Below are 16,248 nucleotides of genomic sequence, written 5' to 3'. Positions count from 1 at the left end.
TACAGTATGTGTTCAATCGTCTAGCAAGTTATTACTAACTGTTGAAAACTAGCTTAATACAGTTGCTTTTGCCGAGTTTTGCGTCATTTGTTCAAAATACTGTACTGCTGGTGAACGAGCCATATAAGCTAATGCCTGTTCAGTATCTCCTTCATCAATTGGATTAAATTTAGGAGAAGTCCAGCGTAATGTTGCTTTCCACAAATATTTGATCGTTGGTAGGTTATCGGTTTGAGTCGCCGTCTTTTCGAATTCACGGATAAAGCTAAAGAATCCACGGCGCATCAATTTTTGAATATCTTTATGTTCTAGATCTTGTTGCCCAAGGCTACGTGCAAAATCAGCAAGGAAGAAAATAAATAAAGGGAAAACACCCATCATAATCACTTGTCGAGAAACATAAAAACCAAGTTTGTTGGTGAGTAAGTGCTCAAATAAATCATAAGCCACACAACGATGCTCAACTTCCTCGGCAAGATGCCAGCGGAATAAATCGGTCATCGCAGGATCTGCTTTGTCCCAAGACTTGCTATCCAGTGTCCACTGTCCAATCGTACCAGTAAAATGCTCAATTGCAGCAATCACGCCAACACGAAACAGTAACCAATACTCATTGAGCTTTTCGCCTTTTAAAAATGGTAGGCCCAATGGCTTATCGCCTAATAAAATATTGAAAATAAAGTGAGCGCGATTTAATGGATCTTGGATGTCGTAGCCATTTTCTCTTAGAAAATCTTGTGCTTTTTCATGTGCACGCGCATGGGCTGCTTCTTGGCGCACAAATCCGATCACTTCTTGTTTTAATGTTTCATCAGTGACATAAGGGACGGCTTTATTAAAAACTCGGCAGAACCAAAATTCACCAGCAGGTAACAACATATTGATGCCATTGGCAATGTGAGAGCATAGAGGATCATTTGGCATCCAACAAACAGAAGAGTCGGAAAAATCGAAATATACCTTTCTTGCTTTTAGCTGATGATTTTCTGTGATCATACCTGTCACCCAATATAAAATTACGAATGAATTTGAATAAGTAATTTTTAGCATTGAGTAAAATTGTTCACCATGTGCTTATAGGACAAAAACAAGCTTTCAATCGATTTTAAGGATAAAACATCGCAGTTTTTGCTTGATTGAGGTTTAAAAACCAGACATAAAAAAGCCATATCCTTTGAAGATATGGCTTTAATAAATTCAATCAAGCGTCAATTCAAGATTTAGGTATTAACCAAAGATTTGTAAGATACTTTGAATAACAACCACGTTCACAAGATCGATAAAGAATGCTCCGACAAGTGGAACAATCAAGAATGCTTTATGCGAAGGACCATACATATTGGTAATCGCTTGCATATTTGCAATCGCGTTTGGTGTTGCACCCATACCAAAACCGCATAGACCCGATGCTAATACTGCCGAATCGTAGTTTTTTCCCATGACACGGAAAGACACATAAACCGCAAATACCCACATCGCAATAGACTGAGCAATCAACAAGATAATCATTGGAATTGCAAGATCTGCCAACTGCCAAAGTTTTAATGATACCAGTGCCATGGCGAGGAAAAGTGCGAGGGCAGTGTTACCAAATACATCAATTGAACGATCAAAGATTTCTTGTTTTAAGCCTGTTTCTAACACATTACGTAAGAGAATACCGCCGCCCAATGCCCAGACAAAGGTAGGCAATTCAATTGCAGTACCAATCGTCAGGTTTTTCATGGTTTCTGCAAACGCTAGCGCAAATGCAAACATACCTAAGGTCACAATGGCGTTATCAGCAGTGATCAAGCGAACTTTTTGCGGTGCTTCAAAGGTGTATTCACTGTCTGTTAGCGGAGCATCTTTATTTCCTTCGCGTGCTTCGGCGTTCAGGGGAGACGCTAAATTGTGCTTACGGATTAAATAGCGTGCTAATGGTCCACCCATTAGGCCGCCAACAACCATACCGAAGGTTGCACTGGCAATACCCATTGGTAATGCGCCTTCAACTGCGTATTTGGTTTCAAAAATTGGACCCCACGCACCCGCAGTACCTAAGCCACCAACTAAGGCAATTGAACCTGCAACAACACCCATCAATGGATCAAGACCCACCGCAGAGGCAATTGCCATACCAACGCCATTTTGAATGATGACAAAGAAGGAAATTGCAATTAAGAAGATGATTAATGGTTTGCCACCTTCTTTAAGCTTGGCAAAATTTGCACTTAAACCAATGGATGCGAAAAACATCAACATAAAAGTGTCTTGCATCGGTTTATTTACAGAAATTGTATAACCCGCAAATTGATGAATTAAATAAAAAATGATTGCGCCAACTAGGCCGCCAGCAACGGGTTCTGGGATATTATATTTTGTTAAAAAAGGGATGTGCTTGTTTAAAATGCGTCCTACATAGAGGACCAACACCGCTAGCATGAGCGTATATGTTGGATTAAGAATGAAATCCATAGATATCCTTAAAGTATGAACCGTCAAGAGAGTAAAAAGGCTCTTAACTGCGTAGATTAAATTAAAAAAAGCAGCTTTAAAATATGTGATATGGTTAACAATTAAACATTCTTGCCCTATGCCTATAACAGCAGACAGGTCAATTCATAAAGCGTAAAATTCCAGTAAATTTAAGCATTTAATTTAATGACTATTTATTTCAGATGAGATGTTCCTGTGATGGGCTTCACATGAAATTGAGAGGAATTATTTTTTTGTCTGAATATGATTTAAAAGGATGCTTTTTATACGTTTAGAATAGCTTAATTTTGGATTGCTATGATTGTTGATCATGAATGCAACAAGAGTAAGGTCATTCTGATCATTTCTTAGTGTTAAAATTTTAGAATCCATCAGAAATTACATTTTGTAGCTTAAATCATGTAAAGCGCTCTACAATAAAAACAGAAAATGAATCGTATATCTAAAAAAAGTGAATATATTGATTTGCTTAATTTTATTATTGGTTGTTCAGGTTATTTAAATGAATAAAAAGCATATTATTTTGTCTTTAGTTGTCGGTCTGGTTATTGGTGGTTTGATCGGTTCATTCGGTTATTCAAAAACTGCGGCACGTTATGATGCAATGACGACTGCTTGTGTCATGATGAATCAAGCGGTTGAAAATGAATTGTTGACGCCAGAGCAAGTTAAACAATTAGGTACATTGACTGGTCAAAGTCTTAAGAAGGACTATCAATCGGTTGCTTCAAAGTTCCAGTTCTCTGAAAAACAGTTGGCAAATGCTTCTGAAGGTTCAAATTGCAGCCAGTTTATCGTTGCTGTAAACGAAGCCAAATAATTCTGGTTTTTTAAAAGAAAGCTCACTTCATGTTGGGCTTTTTTGACTTTAGAAATATAAGTTGCTTTTATAGTGCAATAGAAAAAGAAAATGCTGTAACTGATGGAGTAGGCGTATACTGTTTATACATATTAGAATCATAAGGAGTTTAAAAATGCTTGTTAAATTTGCAGTTCGATTCATGGGTGTTTTATTCGCAGTACTGGCGCTGGTCGCTCTTGTGATTCATTTCTTTTTTTCCAGTAAGTTAACCACGGATTTATGGATTATCATGGTTCCTATTATTCTTGGTGTTCCAATGCTCACTTCGATCATTGTTGCGAAAGATGATGAATTAAGCATCCAATAAGATTTATATTTAATTGTATAAAAGCTTGTCAAATGATGGGCTTTTAATTTTTCTGTGGTATAAAAATAATTCAAATAATAAAGGAGCATAAAGTGGTTGTTTCTCAAGTTATTCAAAATTTAGATCGTGAATATGAATTGTTTATAAACTCTCAAAGTTATCAGTCCTATAAAAACAGTGACTTACAAATCAAAGCATTATTTTTAAGAAATGCATTGAAAGCGATTAAATATCCACATACTCATTTGGTCCCTTTAGGCGGAGGTGTTTATAAGTTGTTGAATTTTGATCATTTCGAATTCGATATTAACTTATTTAATACACCTCAATTTAGCAATAAAATAGCTTTTATTGATTGGATATCTAAACGCTTATACAAAGAGATTTATAGCTAAGAATTCAGTTTATGTTTTTTTAGCTACTTTTTGCTGAAATTTTGGTTGTCAAAACGCTCATTGCCATTGCTTCTGAGCGTTTTATGTTTGCATGTATTGTTAAACTTAGATCGAAATGAGCATTATGCTATTTTTTTCATGTGCGCGAGGCAATCAATAGCATTTTTACTGGTAACACTCAGCTCTCTTGCTAAAAGATGAGCCTGTTCCCAACTGAAAATCTCAAGTTTCACCAGTAAAAGCAATGTCATTTCAATATGATTTTTGCTTTTAATAATTTCTTCAGAATCATTAAGATCAATTAACATATCAATTTCGGTTTTGATATGATCGATAGCGGCGTCTTTTTGCTGTTTTTGATACATTTCTTTTCTCCCGTCATGTAGATCAATAATTAATAGGATACCTAAATAGCTTAATTATTTATTAAACTTAAATTAATTGAATATTAAATAAAGTCGCTAAGGTATCCATTAATATATTTTTCAAGAATTTCAATGCATAACTTTCTATTTATATGTTTATACTAGAAATATCTTAGATCTTTCCAGTTAAACTTTCTGAATCATCCATTTCATCAGTTTAAAGCTTACTTTTGCATTAATAAATGAAAAATACATTAATTATATAGACTAATTAGTGAGCAGTAGTCAACTCGATGATTGAGAGGAATTATATTTTTCACACGAAGTGTCAATGATTTTTTAAATCTCATTGATTTTTTTATTTGTTTATATTTATCAGTAATTAAGCTTTTATTTTTACTTTGATTTTATTCGTTATGTAAATTTTATATTGAAACTAAAATGTAAAAAGTAACAAGAATGGTCACATTGGAAAAATATTTGTTGTTTTTTACTCTTGTATGCTGAACAGAAAATTTTAAAAAGAATTGTATCGGAGTCAAAATATGATGTGTAACTGCATTCATTACGATATGCTGCTTTAACCGATAAGATAGATTCTGATGAATGATCCCTCAATATAAGTAATGTATGAAGAAATTCGCCAAAAATACCAAATGATTTACCAGATATCGGTTTCTCGCTTTTATTTATAGTCTTTCAGCAAAAATGATTTTTAAAAAATTAAAAATAAATTATTCTCTAAGCTCTTCAATTCAAATAAAAATAGGTATTAGGATGAAAAAAATACTTGTTGGGGTGATGGGGTTAACTGTATCTCTTATGGGCGCGAATGGGTGGGCAGATACACCTTTACAAGTCAATTATGGGACACCGCAAGAGCTTGGACAGCGCACAGTCCAACCCATAGAACAAGATTATCGCAGTGAGAGCAATAGCGGCATCAAGACCTCTATCTTTGCAGAATATTATGGTTCTCGATTGCAGTCCGATGAAATTGATGGTCATGAGAAATTAAATGGCATTGGTACAGGTATTACCTTTACCGCTTTGGATACCTTCAGTACGACGTTTGGTTTGAACTACCAAAAAAATTCAGATTGGAAAAGTACTGAAATTAATGTGAAAGGTGGCTATAGATTTTATGATCATAACAATACTTATGCGAATGCAAGCATTGGTATCGGTTATGCATGGCTTGATGCAGATGACTATGATACCAAGCTGCGTTATGTCACCTTACCAATTGATTTTGAATTAGGTCACTATATTCAAAAAGATATTGCTGGGTATGTAGGGCTAGGCTATAAATGGTTGTATATCGAAAACTTTGATGATGTATGTACTGGTTATTTCTGTGAGAGTACTGCATCTGATGTGTTAGATTTAGATGGAATCACTTATAAAGTGGGTATCCGTTACAATTTCTAAGCATCCGTTTTTACAGCAAAAAAAGCTCGTCATAAGATGAGCTTTTTTATTGATCTTATAAACTTTGCTTTTACATAAAGTCGAAATAAGTGCGTTCTTTTTAATCAATCCTTACTCACGCAAACAGTGAAAAAATCCTGATCGCTTAAGATAAAGATTCGATGATGAATGAGAGCATTTTTAAAATGACAAATACTTTTGAATATAAACAAAAAAATTTAAAAACAACTCCCGCTGTAAATATCCAGACGTCAATGATTAATCGTTTTAGTCCAAAGTACTGGCGCATTGATGGCCCACAAACCATGTCTTTTGCGATTACCAATTATGGCAATGGCTTTGAAGCATCCTTCCGCTCACGTACCACAACCGATCTTGCGGGGATTATTTGGGATTCATATGATGCGAAAGACCATAAATTTTTGGCTTATGAAACCAAATATGATTATAGCGGTGTGATTTGGGATTTCGATATTGAACTGTCAGCATCTATGCCAATGTTAAATAATCCAACCTTAACACCAACATTGACGGTGCAATATAAAGCCAATGGTGAGGACAAGGTCGCTTACATTGTCTTATTCAATTATGCCAATCAGCCAGCATCTCGCTCAGCGCATATTCATATCAATTGGAATACTGTCAAGGCAGGCTTTGCAGCAACCGATTCTTTTCCTGTGACTAATATTCAGCGAATTTCTTTCTCTGGATTTACCTCGAACTACAATGCTCACTCGACCCAACCATTGGCCCAAGCAGAAGATGGCTATATCCGTATCACCAACTCTGTAACTACGGGGCCAAATGCCAAACTTACGCTCAAGCGGGTTTCTGTGCCGCAGCATAACTATGGCATTTGTACTAGTTATGATGATCATTATGATCTCAACCCACAGCGATTGGTCGATAATATGCAGGCTTTGGGCTACCACGGTTTGATTAATCATTATTGTGGCATGTCAAAATACCCAGAAATGTCTTGGAAAAGTGATGTCAATAAATGGCAGATTCCAGATACATTGGTGAGTAACCAAGCTGTTGTGAATCCATGTACCCGTAAATGGCATGAGCGCTTCTCACAGGCATTGCAAAGCGCAGGGATGCAGCCTGTATTTGGTGTGAGCTTTGAAATGTATTCTTTAGCTGCAAATGAGTTTTGGGCACAACGTGATTGGAATAGCAACTTAGGTCGTACAGGTTATGAGCCACCCAGTTATTTCTTTAGCCCTTGTGACCAAAATGCTTTGGCATATCTACATAAAGCATTTATCGAGTTTGCGGATACGATGGTCGTAGGGGGATGTCCCGTTAATATGCAGATCGGTGAACCATGGTGGTGGTATAACCAAGGCACAGATTTACCTTGTGTCTATGATTTTCCAACCAAGCTGGCATTTAATGCAGATACTGGCTTATATGCGCCAGATTTGGGAACGATTTATGATGCGGTCCATAAAACAGGTACGCCATATGATGAGTTTAAGGCTTGGTTACGCAACAAACTCGGTCAGACATGTCGAGATATTCGTACAGTGGTTAAAACCAAGTATCCAACGGCGAAAGTATGTCCATTAATCTTCTTCCCAACGATTCGCACACCTATTGAAACCTTGGCGACAGATATCAATTATCCAAGCGAGCACTATAGCTATCCGAATTTTGATTACATCATGACGGAAGCCTATGACTGGATTTTGGAAGCCCGTTTAGGTTTAGCACATCAAGCTGTTGCTGAGATTCCAACACAAGATTTGAACTATCCAGCTGATAAAGTAGCTTATTTGGCAGGATTTGTTCCTGATTCATCAATTGCGCACCTATATGGATTTGATAAGACCAAGCCTTATCGAACACCGATCTGGCAGCGTGTATTTGGGGATATAAAGAATAATCAACCTTTAGGACTGATGAAGCAGTTTATTTGGGCCTATCCGCAAGTGATGCAGGATTCTGTGACCATTGATACAGTACAGGCACCCAATGGATTCTTTGTTGAAAATACACTGTATACGCCGATTAGTGACGATACGCCGTATCCGCCTGAAATTTATCTATAAGTAATATCCAAAAAAGAAGTGGTTTTAAAATTAAAGCCACTTCTTTTCTTATCATTTATTCAATTTTAAAACACAATCAACTGATGGCGATGTGGATATTGAATAGACATCCATGGAGTTTTTCTTGTGCATATGCAGTTAAATTTTTCTTACCCAACAGGTACAAAAGATATCTACGGTGTCAGTCTTTAATGATAAATTAGAACAAATGACCCGCAATGGCGGATTTTTATGAATTTATCGTATGCAGCATTGTTATGAAAATCAAAATTCTATCTCTCAGCCTAATCTCAATCTTATTTGTTGGTTGTAATAAGCAACCAGAAGTTAAAACTGAGCAAGCACAAGAAAGTTTTGAAGTTGTGGACAACAAGATTTCCGAGTACATGGACATTTTGGACAACCCAGATACACCCAAACAAGAGCAGACACGCGTACTTTGCAAAGATTACCCAAATCTGTATGAATCAAAGTATATTCCAGCGTTGCTAAAACTTGCGCCAAAGGACTATAGCAAAGAGAAGCTGATGTCTGACTTAAAAGTATCGACTGATTATTATGCTGAAAAACTGGATATTGTGTGTAAATAGTAAGGTTTAGAGAGAGGAAGCTATTCCTCTCTTGCTTTTAAAAAGCAGGCATTTTATAAAATTTAAGGTCTACAGTTATCTTCATTTCATTATTTTTCAAATAAGAATTAATCTCATTTTATGATTTGCTATGCTAAGATCTGCAGCTAGTAAATGCATTGATCTAAAATAATATTATGATGAAGAAAATTCTTTCAATTACATCAATTTTGATGTGTAGCACACATGTTTACGCCATTGAGTCTGACTTTCAGCAGTCCATTCATATTGCCGCAGAGAACACACTTTTTAGTCCAAATCAAAATAGTTTCTCAGCTTCAAATATTCAAATCAAACAAGGGACGATTGATATCCAAGCGGCTAAAGCGATTGGAACATTGAAAAATGGGCAGCCTGACCAACTCACGTTAACAGGAAGTCCTGTTAGATTTCAGCAAAAAGTGAGTGAAGAAAAGGGGATGGTTTATGGTAAAGCCAATCGTGTTGATTACAGTACCTCAGCAACAGAGATTGTATTAAAAGGCAATGCATCAATTATTATGGATGGCTCAAGTATTTCTGGTGAAACGCTCAGATATAATTTAACCGTAGGTGATGTTGAGGCTCGCGGTAGTTCGAATAAACGCGTTCAGATTGTTATTCCACCTCAGAAAAAAGTAGAGATGAAGCCACTAAAAACCAGCAGGTAAACTTTGATGGAAATGGAACAATAGCTTAAAGATGGCTGTACTGAGCTGTGTTGTGGTTTTTTTATACAATAGATGCAGAAAAATTATCTCTGCGCCAAAATCTGTCGTTTAGTTAGTGTTGTGGCCTTGAAAAACTGGAATTAGAACATATTATAATTTTTTCTTATTCTGATATCACAGGCGGAATACGGTGAACGAAGAAATTTTGTTACCCGCTTCAAAAGCAACTGCAATTTCCAACGCGAATGTTAAAAAGTTAACTGTAGATAAAATTCTCTCAAAGATTTCCAGTACGATCAAATTAAGGGCCAATGATGGCGACCGAGATGCCTTGCAACAATTTTCAAAACATGAGGTAAGTAGCGAAGACGCGGATATTGTTGTGACGGAATTGAAGGAAGCAGGTTATAGAGTCTTCTTAAATCCTAATTTTACCAATACCAATATTCAATTCCAGCTCGAGTGGGATTGAGTTAAAAAGTATTGTTGAAAGCCCCAAATCTCATGGGGCTTTTTATTGTGTGTCCAAAATGTTGTGCTTCAATGAAAGTAAAACAGGCAATTGCTGTTCGAAAAATTGCATTTACTCGAAGCTAAAAAAATCCCTAAATGTTTAATAAAGTTGCCTATAATGTTTTAAAACACAATTCGGGCAAAAAATGAGCTTAAAAGGACTCTTTTTTATCATACTGGGAACGACACTGGCTTTCGTGAGCTACTTCTATTGGGATTATAAAAAAACAGGAGGCTATCCGAAGAATAGTGATGGTTATTATGGATATTCTTTTCCGATAGACAATGGATTAAACAACCCTGAGGATTGTGAACTGGCAAATACAGAAAACCCAGAACAGCCGCCAGTATCAAAAGAATGGATGGAAGGTTGTCGGAAGTATTTTGATATAAATTAAAAAGCACCCGTAGGTGCTTTTTTAGTTTTTAATTTAAGCTTTGGTCTCTTGCTCTGTCGTAAGCAATTGAAAATCATGACCAGATGGCGCTTGGTAAATTCGCAGACCAAATTCAGGAATGATCGCAATTAAATGATCAAAAATATCAGATTGGATTGCTTCATAAGACGCCCATGCAATGGTATTGGTAAATGCATAGATTTCTAAAGGCAAGCCTTCACTGGTTGGCTGCATTTGACGGACCAAAATAGTTTGGTTTTGGGCAATACCTTGATGCTGACGTAAGTAAAACTCAACATAAGCGCGGAATGTGCCAAGATTAGTCAAACGACGCTGGTTATACTGAGATTGATTGCTCAAATGATTGTTGAACTCTTCAATTTCAGATTTTTTAGCATCGAGGTACTGATCGAGTAGCAAGAAATCTTTTAGTTTTTGCTGTTCCGCATCACTCATAAAGTGAACACTGCTTTGATCGAGAAACAGTGAACGTTTAATACGACGACAACCAGATTCACTCATCCCACGCCAGTTTCTAAAGGTGTCCGTCACCAGTTTATTGGTTGGAATGGTGGTAAAAGTCTTATCAAAGTTCTGTACGGTCACCGTATGTAATGACATATCAATGACATCGCCGTCTGCATTTAATGATGGCATTTCGATCCAGTCACCAATACGGACCATATCATAAGAAGCAATTTGCACACTGGCAACTAAAGAAAGAATGGTATTTTGGAACACCAACATCAACACTGCAGCCATTGCACCGAAGCCTGCAAGTAAAGTAAATACATCTTTTTTCAAGAAGGTGCCTAAAATCATCAGGCCACAGACTACAAATAAGATGAGTTTAACAAGTTGCAGATAGCCCTTAATCGGTTTATTTCTGGATTTAGGATTACGTTGATAGACTAAATTAAAGATGTTCAATGCTTCACTGACAGTGAGGGCAAGCGTTAGGAAGATAAAAGCTTGTGCACCCATTTGTATGAGGCTAATGAACTTTTCAGGTAAATGTGGAACAGTCACAATACCGTTCATAATCACGAGAGCAGGAACAATATTGGCAAAGCGGCGAGTAACACTGTGCTGTGCAAATATTGCTTGGTTTGGAGATTTAAATTTTGTAATTAAGTGGCGGATACCACGGACAATAATTCTTTTAGCTATAAAGTTTGCAAGTGCTGCAAACAAAATCAAAACTGCTAATGCAAGCGTTGTTTCTAACCATGGGTAATGGCTGAGTTCGCTACGCATATAATTTAAATAATCCAAACCCAAAACACCTTATAAATTCTTAAAGTGAGAATTGTAAGGTGTAATAGGGATTTATATGAGTTTTATCACAGTTTACATACGATTTGTAAAGGCATTTTTACATAAGTCTGAAGTGATTTACCACATCAGGTCATCTGGAATAACGTATGCTGCATATGGATCTTCTTCATCTGTGGTTTGATCATTTTTCTCAGTATTATTATTCACTAAGATAAAACCCTGCATTTTCTGATCAATTTTTTCTGCAAGCGCTTTAGGCAGATAAGCATAGCTCTCTTGATCTTTGGCAACCACCAATGAACCAGAAACAAGTGCATTATAAACTTGTTGCGAAAGATAGACCTTTTTGATTTTCCCTTCATCAATAAATTGATAGGTGATGTCACCTTCAATTTCTTTGACTTTATGGTGTTTAATCATTTGGATGATAGATGCTTTTAACGCTTTTTCTTCTAAAATATTCTGCTTTTCTAAATTCAATGCTTGGTCTTTGGCTAACTTTTCTTGCTTGGCACGATCAATTTCAGCTTTCAATGCTGCATCATCATTTTGTCCTGTGCGTTGCCCATGCTGTGCTTGCTTGGTTAATTTCTTAGCTTTCTTATTATCAACCAAACCCGCTTTTAACAACTGAGCTTGCAATGCATTTTTAACCATAATTCAATCCAAATTTGAGTTTGATGAAGAACGAAAATAGAAAATCCAGTAGGCCATACTCATTGCTAGGCTTAAGCCAGTAGGAATGAGAAAGGTCTGTAATTTTAAATAAGGATAAAGCACACTCGCCATGAGTCCACCACATAAAAAACCCATAAAAATGAGTAGGTGCAGAAAAATACGACGTTTTTCTACTTTTAGACCGCGTGCTTTATAGCCCAATGCTAAACCAATATCAGTGAGGACACCAGATAAGTGCGTGGTACGAATAATAGCGCCTTTGTAATGGCTTACCATGGCATTTTGTACTCCCATGGCAACACAGGCCCACAATAAACCATATCGCGGAAAATAAGGAAGTAACAACCAAGTGAGGAATAAAAAGATCGCAACTAAGCTCAATGGAAGGCCATAGTGTCGACCAAAGACAACATTGCCATTGCCAAGTATCAGGCCGCTATAAAAAGAGCCGATGACAAAGCAAATGACAACCAGACTCAGATAGATAAAATGCTCAGGCTGCCAGTCCAGCAAACTCATTGCGAGCATACTGACATTGCCTGTCATATGAGAAACAGATTGATGTAGCAGTGTGAATAAACCCAAAACGTTTACCATCCCTGCATTCAGTGCAAGTAAGAAAGCACCAAGTTGAATCCAGTTGGGTAAACGTTGAAGTGGCATATTAACCTATGAGTTTGGACGGTCTCTGAAATCAACTGCAGCGGTAAATAACACATCCGTTGATGAGTTTAATGCCGTTTCTGTTGAATCTTGCAATACACTGATAATCATACCAATCGCAACAATTTGCATTGATATCTCAGATGATATACCAAACAAGCTACAAGCAACAGGAATCAACAGCAAAGAACCACCAGCAACCCCTGATGCACCACAAGCAGAAACAGTGGCAACCACAGATAAAATGATCATAGTGCTTAAGTCAACTGGAATACCTAAGGTATGTACAGCGGCCAGAGTCAGTACCGTAATCGTTACTGCTGCACCCGCCATGTTAATGGTTGCACCAAGCGGAATAGATACACTTGCAGTCGCTTCATTGACACCCAAACGTTGAGCTAGGTCTAAATTGACAGGAATATTGGCCGCTGAGCTACGTGTGAAAAAGGCGGTGATGCCACTTTCTTTTAAACAGGTAAAGACTAATGGATACGGATTTGCTTTCATCGTAATCGCGACTAGAATCGGATTGATGACAAGCGCAACAAATGCCATGGTGCCAATTAATACAAATAGCAGCTGTGCATAGCTTTTTAATGTCGCTAACCCAGCATCTGCAAAAGTGACTGCCACTAAACCAAAAATACCAATAGGTGCAAAAGCAATTACTGTGTGGATGATCTTGTTCACAGCATTTGCAACATCTGTCAAAACTTGTTTAGTAGTATCTGAGCTATGACGTAAAGCCAATCCTAAGCCAATGGCCCAAGCTAAAATACCAATAAAGTTTGCTTCACCAATCGCTTGTACAGGGTTTGCAATAAAACTTAAAAGTAAATTCTTTAAAATTTCTGCAAGACTGCCTGGCGCTTGAAGTCCATTTTCTGCTGGCATGTGTAAATACAGCTGACTTGGAAACATAATACTTGCTGTTACGGCACTAAATGCAGCAAGTAGCATACCTACAACATATAATACAAGTACAGGTTTGATATTCGAGTTTTGGCCAATCTGGAAATTTGCAATTGAAGATAGAACCAAGACAAAAACTAAAATCGGTGCGACAGACTTTAATGCTTTAATGAATAATTCACCCAATAAACTTAAGTAGGGTGTAAAGTTAGGAAAGAGAAGAGCTACTCCAATCCCTAGAAAAATAGCGATAATAATTTTGCTAACTAAACTCAATCGAGACAATACATTAAACATATAAAGGCCTTATAAACCTATGCACGGTTTAAGGTTAAACAAGGGCGGTATTCTATACCTAAGAACCGTGAATAATAAATTTTTTTTTGCAATTCAATTACTTTAAAAATAACGAAAAAATTAACACAATGTTTTTTAAAAAAAATTAGGAAAACATGATACATCCTTTTGTATAAAAAAAAACCAATAAAAGCAGCTCATTCTACAAGCATTTCAGGTGAAAGTGTTTGTATTGCTTGATAATGTGATAAAAATATTTGTCCTGTCAGCTCATTGATCAGTTGTGATTTGGATAGCCGATCCATGACTGGGCTCTTAATTTCAGACAAATGCAATTGAATGTGGAGTTGTTTCAGTTCCTGATTGAGATCTTCTAACATTTCTAATGCACTCAGATCGATATTGCTGATACTTGAGCAATTGATCACCACATGTTGCAACAGAGGATTTTGACTAACTTCGGTAATCACATGACCTTTTAGAACATGTGCATTCAAAAAACTCAGATTTTCATCTACACGGAAGGAAACAATTACTGGTGTTGTAATGACATTGTAATTTGATACATTCCGAAAATGCTGAGTACCTTCAATTAAACCAATGACCGCAATATGTGGTCGACTGATCCGCCACAGTAATAAAATGAAAGTCAGGACAATACCAATAATCAGTCCTGTTGAAATATCCAAACAGGTTACACCAAAAAATGTCACCCACATGGCCAGACCATCTGCTTTTGAATATTTCCAGGTTTCAATGAATGGTGTCAGTGTCACCAATTTCCAGATAGAAACAAAAATTGTCGCGGCGAGTACAGCCAAAGGCAGGTTTTGAAAGAAGCCGGTAAAGTAAAGACTTACTACAATCATGAGTAAGGATGAAACTACTCCTGACATTGGGGTTTTTGCGCCTGCATCGGTATTTACAACAGTACGAGATAAACTGCCAGAAACTGGAAACCCTGAATTTATTCCTGCGGCGATATTGGCTAAACCCAATGCAATCAGTTCCTGATTACTATTCAAATCATCGCGCTTCTGTAGCGCTGTGGCTTGAGCAATGGCTAAAGATTCAACAAAACTAATCATAGCAATCATAAAAGCGCTTGGTAACAATTGTTGAACTAGATCAAGATTCCAAGTGGGGAAATTTAAACTTGGTAGACCTGTAGGAATGACACCTACAGTTTTGATGGCATTATAATCATTACCTAAAAAACTGATGACAGCGATAGAGAGCAGGACGAGGAGTAAAGGTAATGTCTTATTAAGAAACTTCGATCTGATCAACTTTGGAAGCAGAAAAAGTATTAAAACAGAGATAAGTCCAAAGCTAATACCAGTCAGGCTAATCGCATGGAAATTTTGAGAGAAACTTATAATAAATTCAGGGATGTTACTTGCTTGAAGTGGAATATCGAGTAGAAATTTAAACTGCCCTAGCGCAATCAGTAAGGCAGACGCAATAATAAAGCTTTGAATCACAGGGTGGCTAATCAGCTGAATCAGAAAACCAAAACGAAATAATCCTAAAAGCAGGGAAATAATGCCGACTAACAGTGCCAATAAGCATGCAGCTTCAATATAGGCTGTCGAACCGACAGCAAATAATGGATTGAGTGCTGCGAAGACCATCATGGAGATAATCGCCACAGGTCCAATAGAAAGAGTGGTACTGCTCCCCGTAAACGCATAGATAATCATGGGTAATATACTGGCATATATCCCCATAATTGGAGGTAATCCTGCCAGCATTGCATAAGCCATACCTTGTGGTACGAGCATGGCTAATACGATACAAGCTGCAATCAAGTCAGACTTGAAACTCGAAAGTTGATAATGACCTAACCATTTTCGTGCAGGAAATAGTTTAGCTAAGTTGAGGGATAACAATTTCATGCACAATAGTCTAAATCATAAATTTATATATATTATGCAGAAAAAATGCTAAAGAGGGTATGGTTAAAAACAGTTACTGCAATATTATGCGTGAGGGCAATAATGCTCGTATAAGGTATTCAAAACCACTTTTAATTTTGGATCCAAAATTGAGTAGAAAATTTGTTTACCATCACGTCGGGTAGAAACCGCATGACTCTTTCTTAACATCATCAATTGTTGAGACAGTGTTGGTTGAAAAATTTGGGTCAATTCTTCAATTTGTGAAACATTAAGTTCTTGTTTAGCCAAATGACACAAAATAATTAAACGATCAGTATTCGCCAGAGATTTTAGTACATTGACAATTGTACCAGCAGATTCTCTCATTGCTTCGATCTCGAAATCCTTTTGCATGCATATACTCACTAGGTTACAGCCGTGGCTAGTATAAAGTC

The 16,248-nt window shown here is 36.9% G+C and carries 18 protein-coding genes; 9 read left to right on the top strand and 9 right to left on the bottom strand.

Going from position 1 to position 16,248, the window contains the following annotated elements:
• Positions 1-48: 48 nt before the first annotated feature.
• Both MMO42_RS02875 and gltS read right to left on the bottom strand, forming a co-directional pair.
• On the bottom strand, positions 49-996 hold the full coding sequence (locus tag MMO42_RS02875) for a metal-dependent hydrolase (protein ID WP_241319213.1): 948 nt from the start codon (positions 994-996) through the stop codon (positions 49-51).
• Between the two features lie 231 nt (positions 997-1,227).
• Positions 1,228-2,457, bottom strand: a complete 1,230-nt coding sequence (gltS, locus tag MMO42_RS02870) for a sodium/glutamate symporter (RefSeq protein WP_241319209.1) — start codon at positions 2,455-2,457, stop codon at positions 1,228-1,230.
• A gap of 523 nt (positions 2,458-2,980) precedes the next feature.
• Between gltS and MMO42_RS02865 the strand changes: the two genes are divergently transcribed.
• From MMO42_RS02865 to MMO42_RS02855, 3 genes are all read left to right on the top strand, one after another.
• Positions 2,981-3,298, top strand: coding sequence for a hypothetical protein (locus tag MMO42_RS02865; RefSeq protein ID WP_241319207.1), 318 nt, complete (start codon positions 2,981-2,983; stop codon positions 3,296-3,298).
• A 154-nt stretch (positions 3,299-3,452) separates the two neighbouring features.
• Positions 3,453-3,647 carry a hypothetical protein gene (locus MMO42_RS02860; RefSeq protein ID WP_241319206.1) on the top strand — a complete coding sequence of 65 codons (195 nt, stop codon included), beginning with the start codon at positions 3,453-3,455 and terminating at the stop codon, positions 3,645-3,647.
• Between the two features lie 92 nt (positions 3,648-3,739).
• Positions 3,740-4,042: a hypothetical protein gene (locus MMO42_RS02855; protein WP_241319204.1), complete on the top strand. Its 303-nt coding sequence runs from the start codon at positions 3,740-3,742 to the stop codon at positions 4,040-4,042.
• A 122-nt stretch (positions 4,043-4,164) separates the two neighbouring features.
• On the opposite strand, the gene MMO42_RS02850 is transcribed toward MMO42_RS02855, so the two are convergent.
• Entirely contained in the window at positions 4,165-4,407 is a 243-nt protein-coding gene (locus MMO42_RS02850) for a hypothetical protein (protein WP_241319202.1), read from the bottom strand.
• A gap of 777 nt (positions 4,408-5,184) precedes the next feature.
• On the opposite strand from MMO42_RS02850, the gene MMO42_RS02845 reads away from it, so the two are divergent.
• The 6 genes from MMO42_RS02845 (at position 5,185) to MMO42_RS02820 (ending at position 10,085) form a co-directional block, all read left to right on the top strand.
• Positions 5,185-5,838 (top strand): hypothetical protein, encoded by a 654-nt coding sequence (locus tag MMO42_RS02845; RefSeq protein WP_241319200.1) that lies wholly within the window; start codon positions 5,185-5,187, stop codon positions 5,836-5,838.
• 185 nt (positions 5,839-6,023) lie between these two features.
• On the top strand, positions 6,024-7,895 hold the full coding sequence (locus MMO42_RS02840) for a phage capsid protein (RefSeq protein WP_241319199.1): 1,872 nt from the start codon (positions 6,024-6,026) through the stop codon (positions 7,893-7,895).
• Between the two features lie 257 nt (positions 7,896-8,152).
• Positions 8,153-8,485 (top strand): hypothetical protein, encoded by a 333-nt coding sequence (locus MMO42_RS02835; RefSeq protein ID WP_241319197.1) that lies wholly within the window; start codon positions 8,153-8,155, stop codon positions 8,483-8,485.
• Between the two features lie 176 nt (positions 8,486-8,661).
• The gene (gene lptA / locus MMO42_RS02830) at positions 8,662-9,174 is read left to right on the top strand and encodes a lipopolysaccharide transport periplasmic protein LptA (RefSeq protein ID WP_241319195.1); all 513 of its coding nucleotides are present in this window, start codon (positions 8,662-8,664) and stop codon (positions 9,172-9,174) included.
• A gap of 190 nt (positions 9,175-9,364) precedes the next feature.
• Positions 9,365-9,646, top strand: coding sequence for a hypothetical protein (locus MMO42_RS02825; protein ID WP_005152440.1), 282 nt, complete (start codon positions 9,365-9,367; stop codon positions 9,644-9,646).
• Between the two features lie 187 nt (positions 9,647-9,833).
• Positions 9,834-10,085, top strand: a complete 252-nt coding sequence (locus tag MMO42_RS02820; RefSeq protein ID WP_241319193.1) for a hypothetical protein — start codon at positions 9,834-9,836, stop codon at positions 10,083-10,085.
• 33 nt (positions 10,086-10,118) lie between these two features.
• Here MMO42_RS02820 and MMO42_RS02815 read toward each other — a convergent pair whose 3' ends face one another.
• The 6 genes from MMO42_RS02815 to MMO42_RS02790 form a co-directional block, all read right to left on the bottom strand.
• Positions 10,119-11,360 carry a mechanosensitive ion channel domain-containing protein gene (locus tag MMO42_RS02815; protein ID WP_241319191.1) on the bottom strand — a complete coding sequence of 414 codons (1,242 nt, stop codon included), beginning with the start codon at positions 11,358-11,360 and terminating at the stop codon, positions 10,119-10,121.
• A gap of 120 nt (positions 11,361-11,480) precedes the next feature.
• Entirely contained in the window at positions 11,481-12,020 is a 540-nt protein-coding gene (locus MMO42_RS02810) for a DUF2058 domain-containing protein (RefSeq protein WP_005152444.1), read from the bottom strand.
• 3 nt (positions 12,021-12,023) lie between these two features.
• Positions 12,024-12,704 carry a YoaK family protein gene (locus tag MMO42_RS02805; protein ID WP_241319189.1) on the bottom strand — a complete coding sequence of 227 codons (681 nt, stop codon included), beginning with the start codon at positions 12,702-12,704 and terminating at the stop codon, positions 12,024-12,026.
• A 6-nt stretch (positions 12,705-12,710) separates the two neighbouring features.
• A complete protein-coding gene (gene sstT, locus MMO42_RS02800; RefSeq protein WP_241319188.1) occupies positions 12,711-13,913 on the bottom strand; it encodes a serine/threonine transporter SstT in 1,203 nt (400 codons plus the stop codon).
• Between the two features lie 197 nt (positions 13,914-14,110).
• On the bottom strand, positions 14,111-15,811 hold the full coding sequence (sulP, locus tag MMO42_RS02795; RefSeq protein WP_241319187.1) for a sulfate permease: 1,701 nt from the start codon (positions 15,809-15,811) through the stop codon (positions 14,111-14,113).
• An 84-nt stretch (positions 15,812-15,895) separates the two neighbouring features.
• Complete coding sequence (locus MMO42_RS02790) at positions 15,896-16,207, bottom strand: metalloregulator ArsR/SmtB family transcription factor (protein ID WP_005152449.1); 312 nt, start codon at positions 16,205-16,207, stop codon at positions 15,896-15,898.
• Between the last annotated feature and the right edge of the window lie 41 nt (positions 16,208-16,248).

Origin of the sequence: Acinetobacter sp. ANC 3882, from assembly GCF_022549545.1 — a bacterium.
GTDB lineage: Bacteria > Pseudomonadota > Gammaproteobacteria > Pseudomonadales > Moraxellaceae > Acinetobacter.
Note: the sequence above shows the minus strand (reverse complement) of the source record. Positions and strands in the feature narration are given on the sequence as shown.